The 17,197-nt window shown below is 48.2% G+C and carries 17 protein-coding genes and 2 pseudogenes; 15 read left to right on the top strand and 4 right to left on the bottom strand.

What is annotated here, in order from left to right; all coding sequences use genetic code 11:
* Positions 1-4: 4 nt before the first annotated feature.
* On the bottom strand, positions 5-1,279 hold the full coding sequence (phoR, locus tag ACLQ6D_RS16800; protein ID WP_411728459.1) for a phosphate regulon sensor histidine kinase PhoR: 1,275 nt from the start codon (positions 1,277-1,279) through the stop codon (positions 5-7).
* 9 nt (positions 1,280-1,288) lie between these two features.
* Positions 1,289-1,981 carry a phosphate regulon transcriptional regulator PhoB gene (gene phoB / locus ACLQ6D_RS16795; protein ID WP_411728458.1) on the bottom strand — a complete coding sequence of 231 codons (693 nt, stop codon included), beginning with the start codon at positions 1,979-1,981 and terminating at the stop codon, positions 1,289-1,291.
* Positions 1,982-2,225: 244 nt separating this feature from the next.
* On the opposite strand from phoB, the gene mscL reads away from it, so the two are divergent.
* Positions 2,226-2,621: a large-conductance mechanosensitive channel protein MscL gene (mscL, locus tag ACLQ6D_RS16790; protein WP_411728457.1), complete on the top strand. Its 396-nt coding sequence runs from the start codon at positions 2,226-2,228 to the stop codon at positions 2,619-2,621.
* A 59-nt stretch (positions 2,622-2,680) separates the two neighbouring features.
* On the opposite strand, the pseudogene ACLQ6D_RS16785 reads toward mscL, so the two are convergent.
* Both ACLQ6D_RS16785 and ACLQ6D_RS16780 read right to left on the bottom strand, forming a co-directional pair.
* Positions 2,681-2,878: pseudogene (locus ACLQ6D_RS16785) on the bottom strand (hypothetical protein); the annotation flags it as partial.
* Between the two features lie 217 nt (positions 2,879-3,095).
* Positions 3,096-3,473, bottom strand: a complete 378-nt coding sequence (locus tag ACLQ6D_RS16780; protein WP_411728456.1) for a hypothetical protein — start codon at positions 3,471-3,473, stop codon at positions 3,096-3,098.
* 301 nt (positions 3,474-3,774) lie between these two features.
* On the opposite strand from ACLQ6D_RS16780, the gene ACLQ6D_RS16775 reads away from it, so the two are divergent.
* The 14 genes and pseudogenes from ACLQ6D_RS16775 to ACLQ6D_RS16710 all read left to right on the top strand — a co-directional run.
* Positions 3,775-3,918 carry a hypothetical protein gene (locus ACLQ6D_RS16775; protein WP_411728455.1) on the top strand — a complete coding sequence of 48 codons (144 nt, stop codon included), beginning with the start codon at positions 3,775-3,777 and terminating at the stop codon, positions 3,916-3,918.
* Positions 3,919-4,108: 190 nt separating this feature from the next.
* Positions 4,109-4,544 (top strand): annotated as a pseudogene (gene tnpA / locus ACLQ6D_RS16770) (IS200/IS605 family transposase).
* Between the two features lie 232 nt (positions 4,545-4,776).
* Positions 4,777-5,343, top strand: a complete 567-nt coding sequence (locus ACLQ6D_RS16765) for a hypothetical protein (RefSeq protein ID WP_411728454.1) — start codon at positions 4,777-4,779, stop codon at positions 5,341-5,343.
* A gap of 37 nt (positions 5,344-5,380) precedes the next feature.
* Positions 5,381-6,016 carry a hypothetical protein gene (locus ACLQ6D_RS16760; protein ID WP_411728453.1) on the top strand — a complete coding sequence of 212 codons (636 nt, stop codon included), beginning with the start codon at positions 5,381-5,383 and terminating at the stop codon, positions 6,014-6,016.
* Positions 6,017-6,652 (top strand): LolA family protein, encoded by a 636-nt coding sequence (locus tag ACLQ6D_RS16755; protein WP_411728452.1) that lies wholly within the window; start codon positions 6,017-6,019, stop codon positions 6,650-6,652.
* Positions 6,653-6,656: 4 nt separating this feature from the next.
* Positions 6,657-8,969 (top strand): MMPL family transporter, encoded by a 2,313-nt coding sequence (locus ACLQ6D_RS16750; RefSeq protein WP_411728451.1) that lies wholly within the window; start codon positions 6,657-6,659, stop codon positions 8,967-8,969.
* 153 nt (positions 8,970-9,122) lie between these two features.
* Positions 9,123-10,343: a cation:proton antiporter gene (locus ACLQ6D_RS16745; RefSeq protein ID WP_411728450.1), complete on the top strand. Its 1,221-nt coding sequence runs from the start codon at positions 9,123-9,125 to the stop codon at positions 10,341-10,343.
* 80 nt (positions 10,344-10,423) lie between these two features.
* Complete coding sequence (locus ACLQ6D_RS16740; RefSeq protein WP_411728449.1) at positions 10,424-10,804, top strand: rhodanese-like domain-containing protein; 381 nt, start codon at positions 10,424-10,426, stop codon at positions 10,802-10,804.
* Positions 10,791-11,537, top strand: coding sequence for a beta-ketoacyl synthase chain length factor (locus ACLQ6D_RS16735; RefSeq protein ID WP_411728448.1), 747 nt, complete (start codon positions 10,791-10,793; stop codon positions 11,535-11,537). Before ACLQ6D_RS16740 ends, ACLQ6D_RS16735 begins: the two co-directional genes overlap by 14 nt.
* A gap of 26 nt (positions 11,538-11,563) precedes the next feature.
* Positions 11,564-12,808: an NAD(P)/FAD-dependent oxidoreductase gene (locus tag ACLQ6D_RS16730; RefSeq protein WP_411728447.1), complete on the top strand. Its 1,245-nt coding sequence runs from the start codon at positions 11,564-11,566 to the stop codon at positions 12,806-12,808.
* A gap of 38 nt (positions 12,809-12,846) precedes the next feature.
* The gene (locus tag ACLQ6D_RS16725; RefSeq protein WP_411728446.1) at positions 12,847-13,128 is read left to right on the top strand and encodes an acyl carrier protein; all 282 of its coding nucleotides are present in this window, start codon (positions 12,847-12,849) and stop codon (positions 13,126-13,128) included.
* 9 nt (positions 13,129-13,137) lie between these two features.
* Positions 13,138-14,547 (top strand): hypothetical protein, encoded by a 1,410-nt coding sequence (locus tag ACLQ6D_RS16720; RefSeq protein ID WP_411728445.1) that lies wholly within the window; start codon positions 13,138-13,140, stop codon positions 14,545-14,547.
* Complete coding sequence (locus tag ACLQ6D_RS16715) at positions 14,537-15,781, top strand: FAD-dependent oxidoreductase (protein WP_411728444.1); 1,245 nt, start codon at positions 14,537-14,539, stop codon at positions 15,779-15,781. The genes ACLQ6D_RS16720 and ACLQ6D_RS16715 overlap by 11 nt, the downstream gene beginning before the upstream one ends.
* Positions 15,781-17,197, top strand: a 1,417-nt coding sequence (locus ACLQ6D_RS16710) for a class I adenylate-forming enzyme family protein (protein ID WP_411728443.1), incomplete at its 3' end; no start/stop codon positions are given. The genes ACLQ6D_RS16715 and ACLQ6D_RS16710, both read left to right, overlap by 1 nt.

Genomic DNA, 17,197 nt, shown 5'->3' with positions numbered 1-17,197 from the left:
TCCTTCAACACTTCCTTTCCACCGGAAAACAACAACTAAAAGTGCTGCCTTTGTAGAGTTCGCTAGTGACAACTAAAAGGGCATCATGCCGTAGCAGTACGTGTTTGATGATGGCCAGGCCTAATCCGGTGCCGGCTACTTTATGGGCACGCTTTACATCAATGCGGTAAAACCGTTCGGTGATCCGTGGGATTTCCGTATCGCTAATGCCTTCACCTTCGTCCACTATATCCAGCACGAGGTTTTGTTGGGATTGGTGCCAACGTACTTGTACCGGGGATTCTTTGGGGGAATATTTCAAGGCGTTACCGACCAGATTGGAAAACGCGCTACGCAGCTCCTGTTCATCGCCATAGATGTGGGCATTGGTTTCCAGCGTTAGTTCGATACGTCCCACGCTATTGTTAATGTTTTCGCTTTCTTTGCAGATCTTGCCTAAGAGTGCCGGTATATCAACACAGTGGGTTTTCTTCGGTTGGGTCTCAAGGTTTGACAGTAGCAGCAAGTCATCAATCAAATATTGCATCCGTTCACTCTGCTCTTGCATTTGTTGGAATGAGTGGGTCAATAGCGGCGATAGCGGTCCGTCCAATTCTTGCAGCGTTTCCAGATAGCCTTTTAATACCGTCAAGGGCGTCCTTAACTCGTGGGAGACGTTAGCGACAAAATCTTTTCGCATCTGCTCCATTTTCCGTAGTTGGGTTATATCCTGTGCCAGCAACAGGCGTAGCCCCGCGCCATAGCTGACAATTTTCACTGTCAGGGTGATATTGCTGTTGGTAGGGGAAGGCATAATGATGGATTCGTTGAACAGACCGCTTTTAAGATAACGGACAAAAACCGGGAAGCGGATAAGGTTAGGGATGCGTTGCCCCCGGTCTGATGATTGCAAACCCAGTACGTTTTTTGCGGCGGTGTTAGCCCACTCGATTTCATCTTCCTTGCCCAGGACGACGGCGGCATCGGGCAGGGCATCCGTTGATTTCCTGAACTGGTCGATGATTTTGCCTAGTTTCTTTTTGCGTTTTTTTTCGCTTTTTTTGATAAGGTAAACATGATAATAAATGTCTTCCCAAATACCCTTGGCCTTGGGATATTTTCCTCGTCCGCCATTACTTATCCATCGTTCAAAGCGGCTAATCTGGACAACTTGCCAAATTAACAGGCTGATTGATAATAGGAATAATAAGGGGATAAACAATCCCGTTATGCCGCCGACCAGTGATACGCCCAGCAAAAGCAGGAACGCTACGCCAAGTTCTTTTTTCCAGGCATCCATTCGTGTTAGTTAGTCAAGCAATGAAAACCGATAACCGAAACCCCGAACCGTTTGCACCAAGTCTTCCTTGCCATAATCACCGAGAATTTTGCGCAAGCGGCGGATATGGACATCGACGGTACGTTCTTCAATATAGACGCTGCGTCCCCACACTTGGTCGAGCAACTGGGTACGGCTAAAAACTTTGTCCGGATGGGTCATAAAAAACTGCATTAGCCGGAATTCGGTGGGGCTGACATCCAGTTGTTTTTCGCCGATAGTTAGCCGGTGTTGCTCGGTGTCAAGAATGAGATCGCCCAGGGCGATTTGTGTTGCACCCTGTAATTTACCGCTCCTGCGGAGTACGGCGCGTATCCTTGCCACCAACTCTTTGGGCGAAAAGGGTTTGGTCAGGTAGTCATCCGCGCCAATCTCAAGCCCCCTCACCTTATCTTCTTCCTCGCCCCTGGCGGTCAACAAGATGATAGGCAATTCTCGGTAGCTGGGGTCTTTTTTCAAACGCCTGGCCCATTCCACGCCGCTAACGCCGGGCAACATCCAGTCCAGCAAAATAAGGTCGGGGAAACTGTCTGCCAAGATTTTTTGCGCGGAATCGACTTCTGCCGCTGCTATGGGCGTAAAACCGGCCTGTTCAAGGACGATTGTCAACATCCCTCGGATAGCGGCTTCATCTTCAACAATAAGGATATTTATTTTGGACATATTTGATAATCGAGTTTAGACGCAGTATTTTAGCCGTTTGAATATGACGAATTTATGACAAGCCGAAAAATGAGGGCTTAAATATTAAACCGAGCGTTTGAAAACCAACAAAAAACTATACTTTTCAATGTATTCATTTAATAATTAACCGTCGGCGCTGGGTGGGCAAAGGAACATTCAACCCACCGAAGGCGCTGTGTTGAAGCAATAGTAAACCTTTTATCATGGGAATGGGGGTGTGATTATGAGTATGTTAAAAGAATTCAAAGAATTTGCCATCCAAGGTAATATGATTGACATGGCCGTCGGTATTATTGTCGGCGCGGCGTTTGGCAAGATTGTTTCATCTTTTGTTGCTGATGTAGTGATGCCTCCCATTGGAGTAATGGTGGGCGGGGTTGATTTTACCAAACTTGCGGTAACCCTTAAAGAAGCGGCTGGCGATGTGCCTGCGGTAACGTTGAATTATGGTAATTTTATTCAAACACTGGTGGACTTTACCATAGTCGCGTTTGCTATCTTTATGGTGATAAAGCTAATCAATAAATTGAAAAAAGCTGAGGCAGCGGCTCCACCAGAACCAACCAAAGAAGAGCTGTTGCTGACTGAAATCAGGGATTTGCTGAAATCTAAAAATTAATTTTGTTCAATTGAGTTATGGAAACTCCAGCTTTTTGATGTCAGGCTGGAGTTTTCGTTTCATCTTCCCATAACATGATGGTAGCTGATTCCCCCATAAGCCTCAGCTAATTTCAACAGTCGGCTTGGCTTGGGGCATCCGCACAACAACATAAGAGCAAAGCGGGGTAACATTCCTTCCAGTTGAAACCTTCGATTATGCCGATAGCAGAATTCGGCAAGATAACGCGGCAAATGTTTTGGGTTAATCGCATGGAAACCTCGTACTCCGCATAAAGATGTGGAAAGTCGGGTAGGGCGGATTAGACGCGCAAATCCTCCGATCCTCATATATGTAAAGATTTCACGCGCGTCGAAATCCGCCATTTCGATGACCACAGCAGTTGGCGGATTACGCCGCCCAGAGGACAAACAAAACGGATAGACCGCATGTTTGCACGGCTAATCCTCCCTACATTCAATCCGCCTTACGGCCTTACTTGACTATTCCTTGACTGGAATCAACCCATTCTGTTCGAGTAACAACAATATCGTAATCATAAAATTCAGTTGTAAATACTTCTCGCCAGGGGGCTTCTTTATCTTCCACCCAATCAGTTGCCGCCTGAGTGGGAAATGCCTTAAACATTGTGGTGCGCTGAGGTAACATTCCATGTCCCAACAAGCGTGATATAAGAATTTCGCGTATGTAATTCGAGACTGTTAGTTCTGCGTGTTCACCCAAAGTATTTAGGTCGGTTTTCATGCGTTTCGGAATCCAAACTTTAATTGGAGCGACATTCTTACCAAGCTCAGGAATCCAATAAAGGCCGTAAGACGGATAAATTGTAGGGCGGATTAGCCGCGCAAACATGCGGTCTATCCGTTTTGTTTGTCCTCTGGGCGCGGCGTAATCCGCCAACTGAGGTGTTTATAGCAATGGCGGATTACGACGCGCGGGAAATCCTTACGTATATGAAGATTGGAGGGTTTGCGCGTCTAATCCGCCCTACGAGCTGACTGAAATCAGGGATTTGCTCAAGTCTAAAAATTAATTTTTTTCAATTGAGTTATGGAAACTCCAGCTTTCTGATGTCAGGCTGGAGTTTTCGGTTCGACCCACCAAAATACAAAAGCCGTTAAGACTCCGCTTTCTTTCTTCTGAGCGGAGCTTAATGCCTATCAATCTGCTCGAAAAGCAACATTCTTTGGCGCTGATTGGGATTGCCTTAGCTGCTTGTGAAAAATCTGTACAAAAAATCATATATGAACGAAATTTAAGACCGAAAGAAAAACAGCATCAACCTTGGATAGACTGAATTCAGGGTCAACTTATTTCTGCCTATTCCCTCCTTGAAGTAGAACTATGTGATAGTGCGTTACAGGCGGGCGTTTCCCAACTAGTGGACTCCCAAGGCTTGGCCTTTAGATTCAGTGTACAGAGGTGGTTAACGAAGAGATGATGTTGTAAATTTCCCTTGGGCTTGACGGCCACAAGGAGAAACTATAATGACAACCTCATCTTATGAAAGCTTAAGCCATTCGAGATGGGATTGCAAATATCACATTGTGTTCATGCCGAAAGGCAGGAAAAAGGAGTTGTACGGAAAGATAAGGGGATATTTGGGGCCATTGTTCCATGAACTTGCGGGGCAGGGATGCCAAATTGTGGAAAGGCACATGGTGCAGGATCATGTACCTATGCTGATACGGATACCGCCGGAATATGCTGTTGCCGAGGTGGTTGGTTAGTATGAAAGGGAAGGGCGCGATTTCAGTGGCACGGCAATTCAGCGGTAGGCAGCGAAATTTCAACGGGGAGAACTTCTGGGCCAGGGGCTCCGCGGTTTCGACGGTGGGTTTTGAGGAATCACAGATTCGTGCCTGCATCAAAAAGCAGGGGCAGTTGGACGGCAAGGGATTTGATGAGAAAGGAAACTTTTAGGCGGCGATAATTGGCAGCCCTTGGGACTGCTAACAACCGTCAAGCCCCCCGCTTCGCTGGGGCGTTATGACTTGAGCAACTATGGTGCGGTGATTGCCTGCATTTTAAATTTAGGCTACCCATTTATGGCGAGACATATTATTCTATGGTACGGAATATCGGTAGGTGACTAAAGTCTTATAAGCCCAAATCTATAAGCTGGGTATTATTTTAACTAAAAGAGGAGTGAGTGATGCGTATCATAATGATTCGTGGCATGATATTTATCATGCTGGGCTTAGCGCTGGTGGCGTGCAATAAAAAATTATCGACAAATGAACTTCCCGTCAATGTCACAGAAGGCGGAATTTATTACACCCAAGTCGTGATGCATTACGAGAAGAACGCGTATCCCACGACCAATTACCAGGTCGGCGCAACTATTCCCGTTAATACACAAGTTAAACTGCAGGAGATGAGTAAAAAAACCATCTCTATAGAGTTGGGTGATTCCGGTCAGAAAATAGTGGTCAAAAATATAGAAAAGCATACGGGAGATAATGTTAACCAGGCATTCAACAAATTATTTGCCAAGCAAAAAGTTAACTTATCCCAATTTGACCGTCTGGAAACGGAGCATATCGATGCAGGCACTGTTGCAGTAGGGATGCGTAAAAAAGCCGTAACAGTAGCCATTGGCTATCCACCTAGCACACGGACCATGAATTTGGATGCCAACTCGTGGGTGTACTGGCGTCACCGTTATAACACCTTCATTGTGAATTTCAAAGACGGCAAGGTATCAGAGATTGTCGATTAAGGCGACATCCCAGAATAGGCTGGCTGTATCATTCGGAATGCTTAAGGGAATAGTTGTTGTCGGCCTATTTTTAATCTATCCCTATCTGGTGTACAAAGGCATAGAAAGCGGCATGAATTGGCTGGCCCCGGTTGTTTTTTCAGGGTTTTGTTTATATCGTGCGTTGGTCTCGCAACAGCTTTCCGCGCGGATATTGAATGCGCTATTCGCTATTGCCTTATTGCTAGGCGCTTATTATGTGCAGACCATCACGGCTAAAATATTGCCGGTGTTAGTGCAGCTAATGCTGATGGTTTTTTTTGGCCGCACCTTGTTCAAGGATAAGGGGCCGCCTTTTATCGAAAGCGTTGTCCGCTTACAGTTTCCAGAACTTCCGCCCGCCGTCAGCCTTTATTGTCGGCAATTAACCCTGGTGTGGACGGCTTTTTTCGCCGCCAATACGTTAGTGTGTACCGTGTTGGCGATTTGGGGTTCTGGGTTTTGGTGGGCGCTGTACAACGGGGTTGTCATTTACGCCATGATGGGCGTATTGGGCATTGGGGAATATATCTACCGACGCATTCGTTTTGCTGATCTTAGTGTCCTTCACCAGGGGATACCGGATCCGAAAGCAACGGTTAAGGCAATGATTATTAATGGCCGTAAGGTTTTTCTGGATATGAAGGAGCGTTAAGTGAGTAGCACCAAAATTAAATTATTTAGCGGGATTGCCCTGTTTTTAACGGCTATGGGCAGTGTTTATGCCGCAGACACCCTGCTGGCATTAATGCAAAAGCTGAAGTCGGAGCCAGCGTCCAGGGTAGCCTATCAGGAAACCCGTACCGTGAAATTAATGGCCGAACTCTGGCATGGAAGCGGTTATCTGTATTCACTGCCGCCGGATCTTATGATTCGGGAACAGCTGCGGCCGCAACGGTTGCTGATGGGCATAAAGGGCAACAAATCGTTCTATTTTGACCCAAAAAATGATGTGCGGCATCAAGGGGATCTGGACGGCGATAATGAGTTAAATGTTCCGCTTGCCGTGTTTAAGGCATTAGTGAATGCCGATGAGGCTTTATTACGCAGCTTATTTCAAATTGAGTTTTCCAGTGGCCCGCAGGCTTGGACGATGAACTTGAAGCCTAAGCACAAGGCTGGATCTGTATCAAATATTATCGTGTCTGGCCTGTCCGGTCAGCAAGCCAATAAAATCAGCGTCATGCAAGAAGATGGCGACATTAGCGAATTTAACTTACAGAAAGAGTCCGGCGGCGGTAAAAGCAACGACACCATAAACAAGCTGTATCAGGAATTGCTGGGGGAATAGCTTGTTGAACTGGCGCATAACAGGTTTCTATCTGGTTCCGCCGTTACTGGCATTGGCAGTTATGGCCGGTGTCCACTTTAAAACCGACCTTTCGGCGTTTATTATTGCGGGTGACAACGCCGAAGAAATCCTGCTCGCCAGTGAAATGCAATCCGGCGTATTGTCACGGCGTTACCTGATTACTGTTGATTCAGGGCAGCAGCATTCGGTGCCAGCAGCCTTTATGCAAAAGCTGAAAACGCAGTTCAAGGCAATCGACGGCGTGACAGATGTGTGGTCGCCGGGACAAAATACGGATGCTCCAGAAACCCTGCGGACTCTGTACGGCCCTTATGCGGGTGCGTGGTATAGCCTAGACCCCAAACGCGATTTACCGCAGATATTTTCTGGACAAGGCTTGATGCAGCGAGCCGAGCTACTGAAAAACGCCTTGCTATCGCCACAAGCAACTGTAGTCAAAAAAATGGCTGTGCAAGACCCCTTGTTGCTGGCCCTAAATGGCTTTAAGGCGCAGGGCGTACAAATGCAACAGACGTTAAAAGAGGATCGGGGGTATAGCAACCTAATGTTGGAAACGGCAATGGCCGGTTTGGATGTGCCACAACAGAAGCGAATCCAAACCGCCATTAGGGCTGCTTTTGATGTCTTAAATAACGCAAATAACGTATCGGTAGAACACTACCAGTTAGCAATGACCGGAGTCCCCATTTTTGCCGTCGCGACGCAGACCTTGATTCAAGGGGATATACAATTAGTCAGCCTATTATCCGCTATTGGCCTGCTGATTTTGTTTATGCTGGTTTTTCGCTCATTCAGCGCCTTATTACAAGTGTCCAGTATATTATCGATCGTTATTTTAGCGGCAATATTAACAACGCAACTGGTATTTGGTTATGTCCACGGAATGACAGTAGCGATAGGCTCAACGCTGGTGGGGATTTGTATCGACTATCCCATCCATGCTATTGCCCATGCACAAACAGTCAAACCGGAGCAAAGGCTGTCGGTGATCGCCAGAATCTGGCCCAGCATGGTATTGGGAGGCATCACCACGCTGGTCGGGTATATTGCATTAGGCGCATCTGGGTATCCTGGCTTTCAGCAGGTCGCAGTTTATGCGACTAGCGGCATTATTGTCAGCTTATTGCTAACCCGATTTGTGTTGCCTGGATTACTAGAACCCCAATCCAGCAGGCCATTGAATGTACCGTTGGTGGCTATTTGGGCAACATTCTGCCAACGATTTAGACCTGGGTTAATGGGAGTATTAGCTGTCCTTTTAATGGCCTCATTGCTTGGTCTCAAATCACTGCATTGGATGGAGGATATGCAGGAGTTGACCCCTGAACTGAATTATCTCAAACAAAACGATAAACGTATCCGGGAACGCATGACCAGCATAGAACCTGGACGCTTCGTATTGATTGCCGATAGTAATATCGAAGCGGCATTACAGAAAAGTGAAGCGGTTTATAAAGTATTGGATAAACTCAAACAATCAAAGGATTTGACTGAATACTACGGACTTTATCCGTGGCTATTGTCAAAGCAACAACAACGGCTGAATCAGGCATTATTGCAGGACTATCTAAGCCCTTACCATTTATTGCGTTGGCGGCAGGCTTTAACGCAACAAGGTTTGTCGGTTGAAAAACTGGGGCATTTCAATTACCCCCAAACTACGCCCATGACCTTGGAGCAGGTGCTGGCGACGCCGATAAAAAAACTGCTTGATAATCGCGTAGTTCAGGGCGCAAATCAGACGCTTATCATGATCTGGTTGGCTGAACATCAGCCTGAAGCTGTCAAAGCGGCGCTGGCTACACTAGACGGTGTCCAGTATTTTAGCCAACGGGACTTGCTTAACAATATGGCTAGGGATTTTACGGACAGGGCGCAACAATTGTTATTCGTAGGTTTAGTAGTCATCATCCTGTTGCTGATGAGCCGCTACAAAAACCTGCTGAATACCTTACAAACCTTATTACCCGCCGTGTTGTCCGCGTTTATTGTTTTAGGGGTTTGGTCATTCACCGGAGCGGCCATTAGTTTCCTGCATTTAGTGGGTTTTTTACTGGTAGTCGCCATTTGTGTCGATTACGGTATTTTTTACCAGGAAAACCGTGGTGGGGATATTACCTTGACCTATCAAGCTATGGGCGCGGCTATGCTGACCAGTGCTTTGGCTTTTGCTAGCCTGATGGTTTCAGAAAGCACATCACTCAAAATTTTGTCAGGCATCGTTGTGATGGGCTTGTTGTTGGGTTTTTTACTTTGCCCGATTATTATCAAGCCTAACCATCATCCCGTAGCGTGACCCCAGCAGCCTAAAAATCAGTTGCGGCGCGTATTATAGAGCGTTCATGGCTCGGCAGGCAGAGACGCAAACATTGTCCCAACCGCAAAAGCGACTCTTGTGTCCTTAGTAATAGCCCAAAGTGATAGCCACAATACCCCCAATCTATAATTAATGAACCCCTCACAATTCCATGCATTATTCGTGCAAATAGGCTTGATGTTAGCGGTCGCCTGGCTGTTCGGATATCTGATGAAAAAACTTGCACAACCTGTTGTGCTAGGCGAAATAATCGGTGGTATCCTGCTGGGGTCAACCTTGCTGGGTGCCGTCTGCCCCGACGTTTACGCCACGCTGTTTCCTGCCGATAAAACCATCAACACCAGCATGGAAGCCCTGCTTAAGGTGGGAATGCTGTTCTTTATGTTCGCCGCTGGCCTGGAAGTCAACCTCGTCCATTTCCGGAAAAGCAAATGGCTCATTACCTCGACCAGCCTATTGGGTGGTGTGCTGCCTTTCGCCCTGGGTTTCGGCATGGTTTTGCTGTTCCCAACGCTTTGGGGACAAACTGACCATCCTTTGCTGCTCGCCCTGTTCATGGGGACGGCCTTGTCCATTTCAGCCCTCCCAGTGATTGCCAGGATACTGATGGAGATGAACCTGATTGGCAGCAGAGTCGGCATGACCATCATGACATCCGCGATGATTAACGATTTGGTCGGCTGGTTTTTGTTTGCGTACATCCTGCGTAATCTGGGGCGAGAGAATATGGGGGGGAATGTTTTCACTACCTTAGTCCTAGTGCTTACCTACACAGCATTGATTTTGGCTATCGGTCGCTGGTTAGTACGCCCCATAATGAACAACTCCCGCCTTTTTCAGGACTGGCCCGGCGGCTTACTGACCTTTGTCTCGTTACTGATTATGCTGGCGGCGGTCGGCGCAGAACAAATTGGCATACACGCGATCTTCGGCGCTTTTTTGGCTGGTATGGCCTTAAGCCAAGGCCACGACCCCGTACAGGAAAAAACCATCAATTCGATGATCCAGCCTTTTGCCCTAAACTTTTTTGCCCCGCTTTACTTTGTGTCCGTAGGGCTTAAGGCCAATTTTTCCAGCCAGCTAGATGTTACCTTATGCGTATTGGTTTTTTTGGTGGCCTGCTTTGGGAAAATTCTAGGTGCGGGTCTCGGTGCCAGGTTCGGCGGGATGCACTGGCGGGATGCACTAGCGGTCGGCGTTGGCCTGAACGCCCGGGGCGCCATCGAAATCATTCTGGCATCCGTCGCACTGGAATATCACCTTATTGACCAGCGCATCTTTGTAGCGTTGGTGTTGATGGCATTTTTAACAACGCTGTTAAGCAGCGCAGTGTTAAAGTACTTGATCAAATAGTCGGCGTGCCTAGGTATTTTAGAAATGCAAATAAAGGACAATTCCACTGTTTTTCAATTTGTTTATTTGGAACTATCGTCATGAAAAAAAAATATCCCATCATGGTTTTTATCTTCATCGTCACCGGCTGCATGTTTCAACGGCCAGAATATCTGACTGTCATAACTGCGCCTGAATTAAACCGAATCATGCAAAACGAAGATATATTCCTTGTTGACGTTCATACGCCCGAACAGCGGCATATAAAAGGCACTGACTTTTTTATCCCTTACAAGGAAATCGAGAAATACAAAAACAAGTTTCCCAGCAATAGAAATACAGCTATCTATCTGTATTGCGAAGCTGGCCCTATGGGAAATGCAGCCGCAAAGGCCCTTTATGAATTAGGTTATCGTTACTTGATTAATCTTGAGGGTGGAACAACTGCCTGGAAAAAGAGCGGTTTTTATGTTGAACCCTAAAAATGCGCCACTACAATTTGTCTTACAGGCTTGGGCTGTCTGGCCTCCATTAGCCTTGCATAACGAGCAGGAATTAGGAAAGATGCAGGGTAATTTGCTCGCCTTTGTCCCGAATAACTTGAAACGCCGCTTGTCACCCTTGGCTAAAACCGTTTTTTGCGCGGTAAGTCAATGTGATAGTATAAATGACCGCATACCTGTTGTGTTTAGCTCTACACACGGTGAATTGGCTAAGTCTTTGGACATGATTAAGTTGATTGAAGCGGGCGAGGATATTTCGCCTACTGCGTTCAGCCTATCCGTACATAATGCTATCGCTGGCTTGTTCTCCATTGTATTTGGCAATACCTCGGAAGTGACTGTATTGGCATCCGGGGAAGACGGGATTGCTTCGGCGTTCCTTGAAGCATTGGGATTGTTGCAAGAAGGCGCGTTAGAGGTATTAATAGTATTTTATGACGAGCCGTTGCCAGAATTTTACCCAGCCGAGCCGTTTCAATTAAGCACGGACAGCAGTTGCGCCGTCGCGTTGAAAATCACCAAAGGCGGAGACGGCTTGGGAATACAATTTAGGCGTGACGGGCCGTGCGGTTATGACGGCGAACAGCCGGTACAGCTTCCATTATTAATACAATTCCTATCCGGTTCGGGTACGCAGTTACAGATTAAAACACCCAGACAAAGCTGGCATTGGCAGAAGCTTGAAAGCGACCCTGCAATGTCAATGCAATAAAGGACTTCCCAAAGAGGAAATAATAAATGATGTGTTCTAAAAAAAATATTGCGATTATCGGCGGCGGCCCCGCATCCAGTACCTTAGCGATACGTTTGTGCCGGAAAGGTTGCAAGGTGGTTATTTTTGCCACACCTGGACGTGCGCCTATTTTGGTGGGGGAATCATTAGTGCCTATGATTGTGCCTATGCTGCAGGATTTGGGTGTTGAAGCGGAAGTGGCTGCCTATAGCGTTTACAAACCCGGCGCGTGTTTTACTTATAATGCTGATGAGGCTTTTATGTTTCGGTTTGCCGACATGCCCAAAGATTTTCCGTCTTATTCGTATAATGTGCCCAGGGTTCAATTCAACGCGACATTATTGGCCGCTGCGCTACAAGCGGGCGCTAAACTCATTGCCCGTAATGCGCAGTTGCTCCGGGTTGATGATGCGGGACGAATTGAATTGGATGCCGAATCGATACAAGCTGCGGCGGGTTGTTGGGACGGGGATAAGCCGGACTTGATTGTCGATGCCGCAGGCCGTGCCAATTTGATCGGTAGGCTGCTTAACATTCCTATGCAAAAGGGGCCACGGCAGGATGTGGCGCTATTCGCGCATGTAGACCGGACTGAACTGGTTGATCCGGGTTATGTGCATAATGACCGGATAGACCAGGGCTGGTGCTGGCGCATTCCGTTGCCAGGTCGCGTATCTTTAGGGTTCGTGGTGCCAGAGGCTTACGCGTTGCAACAAGGAGAAACCCCTGAGCGGCAATATGATCATTTGCTAAAAACGGATACGGTGTTACAAAGGCTAGCACCGGACGCACAGCGCGTGACCGAGGTATTGCACTTCTCTAATTACCAATCCATTTCGGATAAATTGTGTGGCGAAAACTGGGTCATGTTGGGCGATTCTGGTGGCTTCATTGATCCTGTGTGTTCCAGCGGCACGTTGATTGCGATGACCAGTGCCTATAAATTGGCTGACACCCTCCTGGCGGACAAGCCTTTGGCTGAGTATGAAGCAGTCACCAAGCGGCATTTAAAGGCCTGGTTTGAAATTGTAGGGTTTTACTACAATGGCCGCTTAATGAGTAGCATCAATGTCGGGCAGACGCTGGAGGACACTATCTTCAATCGCTGGCTGTTTGCCTGGATTAGCGGCCATGTTTTCCGGATTTTCAGTGGTGCGGCGGCAAGTCACCCGTTCAGCTTGAAAGTGCTGCGACTATTGGTGACCTACGGCTTGAAAGACCAAAATCCTGATGTTTACAAAATAAAATAGGCATGTTGAGTCATTAATTATGGATAGTGGAATTAAAGATGGAGGCTGAAGTTACCCTTGAGGAAGTCGCAAGCCAGTTGTGTGGTTTTTTACGCGACAATATATTGGCGGGTGACGTTGTGGTGAGTCCCGATACGGAATTGTCCCATATTGGCGTGGATTCTTTTTCACTGATGGAATTGGTGTTGTTTATTGAGCGCCGTTTCAGGCTGGAATTACCGGCTGAAGCGTTAATACCAGAAAATATTGCCAATGTCAGGGTTTTGAGCGCTTATTGTGTGTCCTTATTAAATAAGGATGGCATACGAATCGCGAATTAAGAATTACGAATGAAGAATTTGAAAGAAGCAGAAAATCGTAATTTGAAATTCGACATTCGTAATTCTATGAATTTGCCTGAACGGGATAACCCATTTCCTGACAGCATAACGCTGAATGGCGCAGATTATTTCTGTTTGCAATTGGATAGGCTCATGTGGAAATCCAGTGGCAAACGCAATGTTTGCACCTTTGTAGTGACCTTGCCGGAACGGCTGACACTTGAGGACTTGCGCCATCAGCTAGCCAACCGTCCGGCTTATCAGTCGCTATGCCAGTTACGCTTGACAAAAGGGCTGCCGTTCAGTCTGGCAAAATGGACGCTAGCCGCAAAGGCAGCATTACCGACGATTAACGAATATCGACTGGCAAGCGGCAGCACGCCACCAGATCATTTGTTATCGGCGGCCTTGGATATTAACAATCAATCTGCGTTTAAAATTGATTTGTTACAGCTTGCAGGCACGGGTTCATTAGTGGTCTTTACTTGGCATCATGCCTTAATGGATGCCCATGGGGGCGAGTTATTTATCCGTTATTTAGGGGCGACAAACGCCTTAAAGCAACCGGACTGGGTAGCGGATGAGGACGTTAAGTTGCCTTTAAAAAGTCGGGCGAACATTGCCTTGGAGATGAAGCAATTCCTTTACGATACGGCGTCTGTGCCGTTGCTGTCGCTGTATAAAAAAAGTACCCTTAAGCCGAAGGCATTTTGTCGCATTTTGCCGCTGGCGCGTTATCGCGTATTGTCGTTCACGCCACAACAAACCCTTACGATCAACGAACGGGCTAGGCAACTGAATGCCGGTTTTTTGGCCAGCGCCTTTTATCTTGCCGCAACTGCGTATTCGGTAGCGCAAGTGCAGAAACAACGCGGTGTCGATAATGGCGATGTGCTGGTGCCGGTACCCTTAGACCGACGCAAGCGGGGCGCACCAGGAGCGGTATTAGGCAGTCAGGTGAGCTTTCTTTTTTATCGCATCCCGAACGCGGTCTTAGATGATGTGCCCACGTGTACCGCCGAATTGATCGGGCAAATGAAAGCGCTGATGCGTTCTGAAAGTCCTAGTCATTACACGATTATGCTGGATTTTTTACGGCGGATGCCGGGCTTTTTTTATCGCCGGATGCTAAAAGCGCCTACGGAGGGATTAATGGCCAGTTTTTTTTATTCGGATACCGGGGATTCATTACAGGATTTTGATGTTGTGTTCGGTCAGTCGGTTAGCGGAGCCATCCATTATCCACCCAATATGTACCCACCTGGCATGACCTTTGTATTCAGCCGCTTCCAAGGGGCATTGCAGCTCACTTTGGGTTATATGGAGCCAGATCTCAATGAGGCTGAAGTGGAACTATTGCTGACGCAATTACGCACCGTATTGCTAGGCAGGCAGACACAGTTGAGCCATGCACTGTGATGTAGCCGTGGTAGGCGCAGGGGCTGCCGGTATTGCCGCTGCGGTCGCTGCGGCAAAAGCCGGGGCTGAAGTCGTTCTAGTGGAACGCCACGGTTTTACAGGTGGCTTAGCCACGACCGCCCTGGTGGGGACTATTTGTGGGCTTTTTTACCGTAATCCGGCTGGGGCACGTTATGCTGTACAAGGTTTTGCCCGTGAATTTGCCGAAGCCGTGCAGTCGAAAAGTCAGACAAAAACAACCATGTTTGCCGAAGGCTTGCACTTTTTGCCTTATCGTCCCGAAGTCTTCCATCAGGAAGCGGTACGGCAACTACAACAAACTGGCGTACATGTGTTATTGCAAGGGCAGGTAACTGGTGTGCAGGTGGATACAAGGCGTATCCTTGAGTTACGCATACAGGCAGCGGCTGAAGAGTTGACTGTGTATCCGGCGGCGGTTGTCGATTGCAGCGGCAATGCCCAGGTATCGATGCTGGCCGATGTAGCCAGGATAGAGCAAGCGTATTACCAAGCGGGGGCATTTGTGTTTCAGGTCAGCGGCTTGCCGCAGATAGCACCGGACAAACTGGCTTTGGAGCTGATCCGCTGGATTAAACGGGGTATACTGGCAGGTGGATTAGATCCACACTGCGAACGCCTGTCGATCATTCCAGGCTCGGTAGCCCATGGCGCAGCGCTGTTGAAGTTAGGGATGCCTGTGCCATTCGACGGCTCTAATGAGTGCTTGACCCAATATGAGCTGGATGCACGTGCGCGTAGTGTCGGCATTGTCGATTACCTAAACCGTAACGAGCCGTTACTGGCAAACCTAAGCATCAGCGCAATGGCCACCGAAATAGGCATCCGCACAAGTGAGCGTTCGCAAGGTCTCGATTTATTGGACGAAACCCATGTGATGACCTGTGCCAAGCCGGATGACGGTGTGGCTATGGGTGCCTGGCCTATGGAATACTGGGGGGCGCAACGCAAGCCGCAGATGCGTTATTTCGGCATGGATGATGGTTACTGGGTAACTGCGGGTATGCTAGTGTCCCGCCATCTTGACAACCTGTTTTTTGCCGGACGGGGTCTATCAGCGACAGAAGCAGCGATAGCTTCGGCCCGCGTGATCGGCACCTGCCTGGGTACGGGCTATGCGGCAGGATGCCTGGCCGCTGAATTCAGTGATACAGGCACTTGGCAGTCCGCCATTGATAAAATTCGTAGACTACAGATCTTTGCCGAGGAGGCTTAATGGATTCAGCCTATCAGTTGCTCGAACATGCCGCCAAGGCTTGGCCGGAACGGACTGCGCTTGTTGATGAATACGGCTCGATGAGCTACCACGAATTATATGCACAAACCGAATGCTTAAAAACCAGCTTGCGGCAAATGGGTATAGGCAAAGGCATGGGATTGGCGGTGATGGGACGCAATGGTCGTGCCTTTGTTGCCGCAATGTTGGCAGGCATGGGTTGTGGCGCAGTGGTCGTGCCGCTATCCCATCAATTGAAGTCGGCAGAAATAACGCAAATATTGCTGGACACTGGCGTCCATGCGGTATTGGATGACCAATCCGGTGTGGTGCCCGTGGATGGCAATAGTGTGTTTATATCGTTATCAGCGCAAACATTACGCTTTACCTGGACTAATGCCGCACCTGAAACACCGATTACACCGTTAGCCGATGCAGCTTTTATCCGTTACACATCAGGGACAACGGGTAACAGCAAAGGGGTCGTGTTAACGCACCGAAGTATTTTGGCGCGGGTTGAGAACGCCAGCAAGGCATTACAACTGGACTGTAACGATGCGGTATTGTGGATATTGCCGATGGCGTTTCATTTTTTAGTCAGCATCCTGGTTTATATCCGCGTAGGGGCGAAAATCATTGTCTGCAAGGATTTATTGGCACCGACATTGATTAAGGATGCCAACCAACACCGTGCCACGATGCTATATGCAGCACCGATGCATTTTCGTTTATTGGCTGCGGATTCGTCGGGAGAGCAGATGCCGACCCTTAAATACGCTATTTCCGCGTCATCGGCAATCCCTCCCGCTATCGCCGATGCGTTTACGCGTCGCTTTAATGTTCCGGTGACTCAGGCTTACGGCATTATTGAAGCCGGATTGCCGTTACTGGATAGCCTATCTGGATATACAGACCCGCAAAGCGTAGGTTACCCAACCGCTGGCTTTAGCGTGGCCTTGCTGGACGATGATAACGTGCCGATGTCAGAAGGGCAGATTGGACGGCTGGCTATCCGTGGCCCTGGACTGTTTGATGCTTATCTGAAACCCTGGCAAACTTCGGCGCAGGTCATGATCTGCGGCTGGTTTCTGACCGGCGATCTCGCCAAACGCCAGGCCGATGGCCGCGTGACTATTTGTGGCCGCGAAAAAACCATGATTAATGTGTCTGGGTATAAGGCTTTTCCTGAAGAAATTGAATTGGTATTAAACACCCATCCTGATATTGTCGCCTGCCGCGTATTCGGGCAGGCGCATTCGTTGCTGGGGGAAGTCGTTTGTGCGGAAGTGGTGCTGAGACAACAAGCAAAATGGGATGAGAAAGCCGTGTTACAATTTTGTCGGCAACGGCTGTCCACCTACAAAGTGCCGCTGCGCTTGCAAATAGTGACGCAGATTAGCTGCACTGCCAGCGGCA

It is taken from the genome of Methyloglobulus sp., from assembly GCF_046714055.1.
Lineage (GTDB): Bacteria > Pseudomonadota > Gammaproteobacteria > Methylococcales > Methylomonadaceae > Methyloglobulus.
Note: the sequence above shows the minus strand (reverse complement) of the source record. Positions and strands in the feature narration are given on the sequence as shown.

What these genes read in the sequence shown, in the direction of transcription:
- phoR (WP_411728459.1), bottom strand. Translation starts at nt 1,279, where the DNA reads ATGGATGCCTGGAAAAAAGAACTTGGCGTAGCGTTCCTGCTTTTGCTG.
- phoB (WP_411728458.1), bottom strand. Translation starts at nt 1,981, where the DNA reads ATGTCCAAAATAAATATCCTTATTGTTGAAGATGAAGCCGCTATCCGA.
- mscL (WP_411728457.1), top strand. Translation starts at nt 2,226, where the DNA reads ATGAGTATGTTAAAAGAATTCAAAGAATTTGCCATCCAAGGTAATATG.
- ACLQ6D_RS16780 (WP_411728456.1), bottom strand. Translation starts at nt 3,473, where the DNA reads ATGTTTGCGCGGCTAATCCGCCCTACAATTTATCCGTCTTACGGCCTT.
- ACLQ6D_RS16775 (WP_411728455.1), top strand. Translation starts at nt 3,775, where the DNA reads ATGCCTATCAATCTGCTCGAAAAGCAACATTCTTTGGCGCTGATTGGG.
- ACLQ6D_RS16765 (WP_411728454.1), top strand. Translation starts at nt 4,777, where the DNA reads ATGCGTATCATAATGATTCGTGGCATGATATTTATCATGCTGGGCTTA.
- ACLQ6D_RS16760 (WP_411728453.1), top strand. Translation starts at nt 5,381, where the DNA reads ATGCTTAAGGGAATAGTTGTTGTCGGCCTATTTTTAATCTATCCCTAT.
- ACLQ6D_RS16745 (WP_411728450.1), top strand. Translation starts at nt 9,123, where the DNA reads ATGAACCCCTCACAATTCCATGCATTATTCGTGCAAATAGGCTTGATG.
- ACLQ6D_RS16740 (WP_411728449.1), top strand. Translation starts at nt 10,424, where the DNA reads ATGAAAAAAAAATATCCCATCATGGTTTTTATCTTCATCGTCACCGGC.
- ACLQ6D_RS16735 (WP_411728448.1), top strand. Translation starts at nt 10,791, where the DNA reads ATGTTGAACCCTAAAAATGCGCCACTACAATTTGTCTTACAGGCTTGG.
- ACLQ6D_RS16730 (WP_411728447.1), top strand. Translation starts at nt 11,564, where the DNA reads ATGATGTGTTCTAAAAAAAATATTGCGATTATCGGCGGCGGCCCCGCA.
- ACLQ6D_RS16725 (WP_411728446.1), top strand. Translation starts at nt 12,847, where the DNA reads ATGGAGGCTGAAGTTACCCTTGAGGAAGTCGCAAGCCAGTTGTGTGGT.
- ACLQ6D_RS16720 (WP_411728445.1), top strand. Translation starts at nt 13,138, where the DNA reads ATGAAGAATTTGAAAGAAGCAGAAAATCGTAATTTGAAATTCGACATT.
- ACLQ6D_RS16715 (WP_411728444.1), top strand. Translation starts at nt 14,537, where the DNA reads ATGCACTGTGATGTAGCCGTGGTAGGCGCAGGGGCTGCCGGTATTGCC.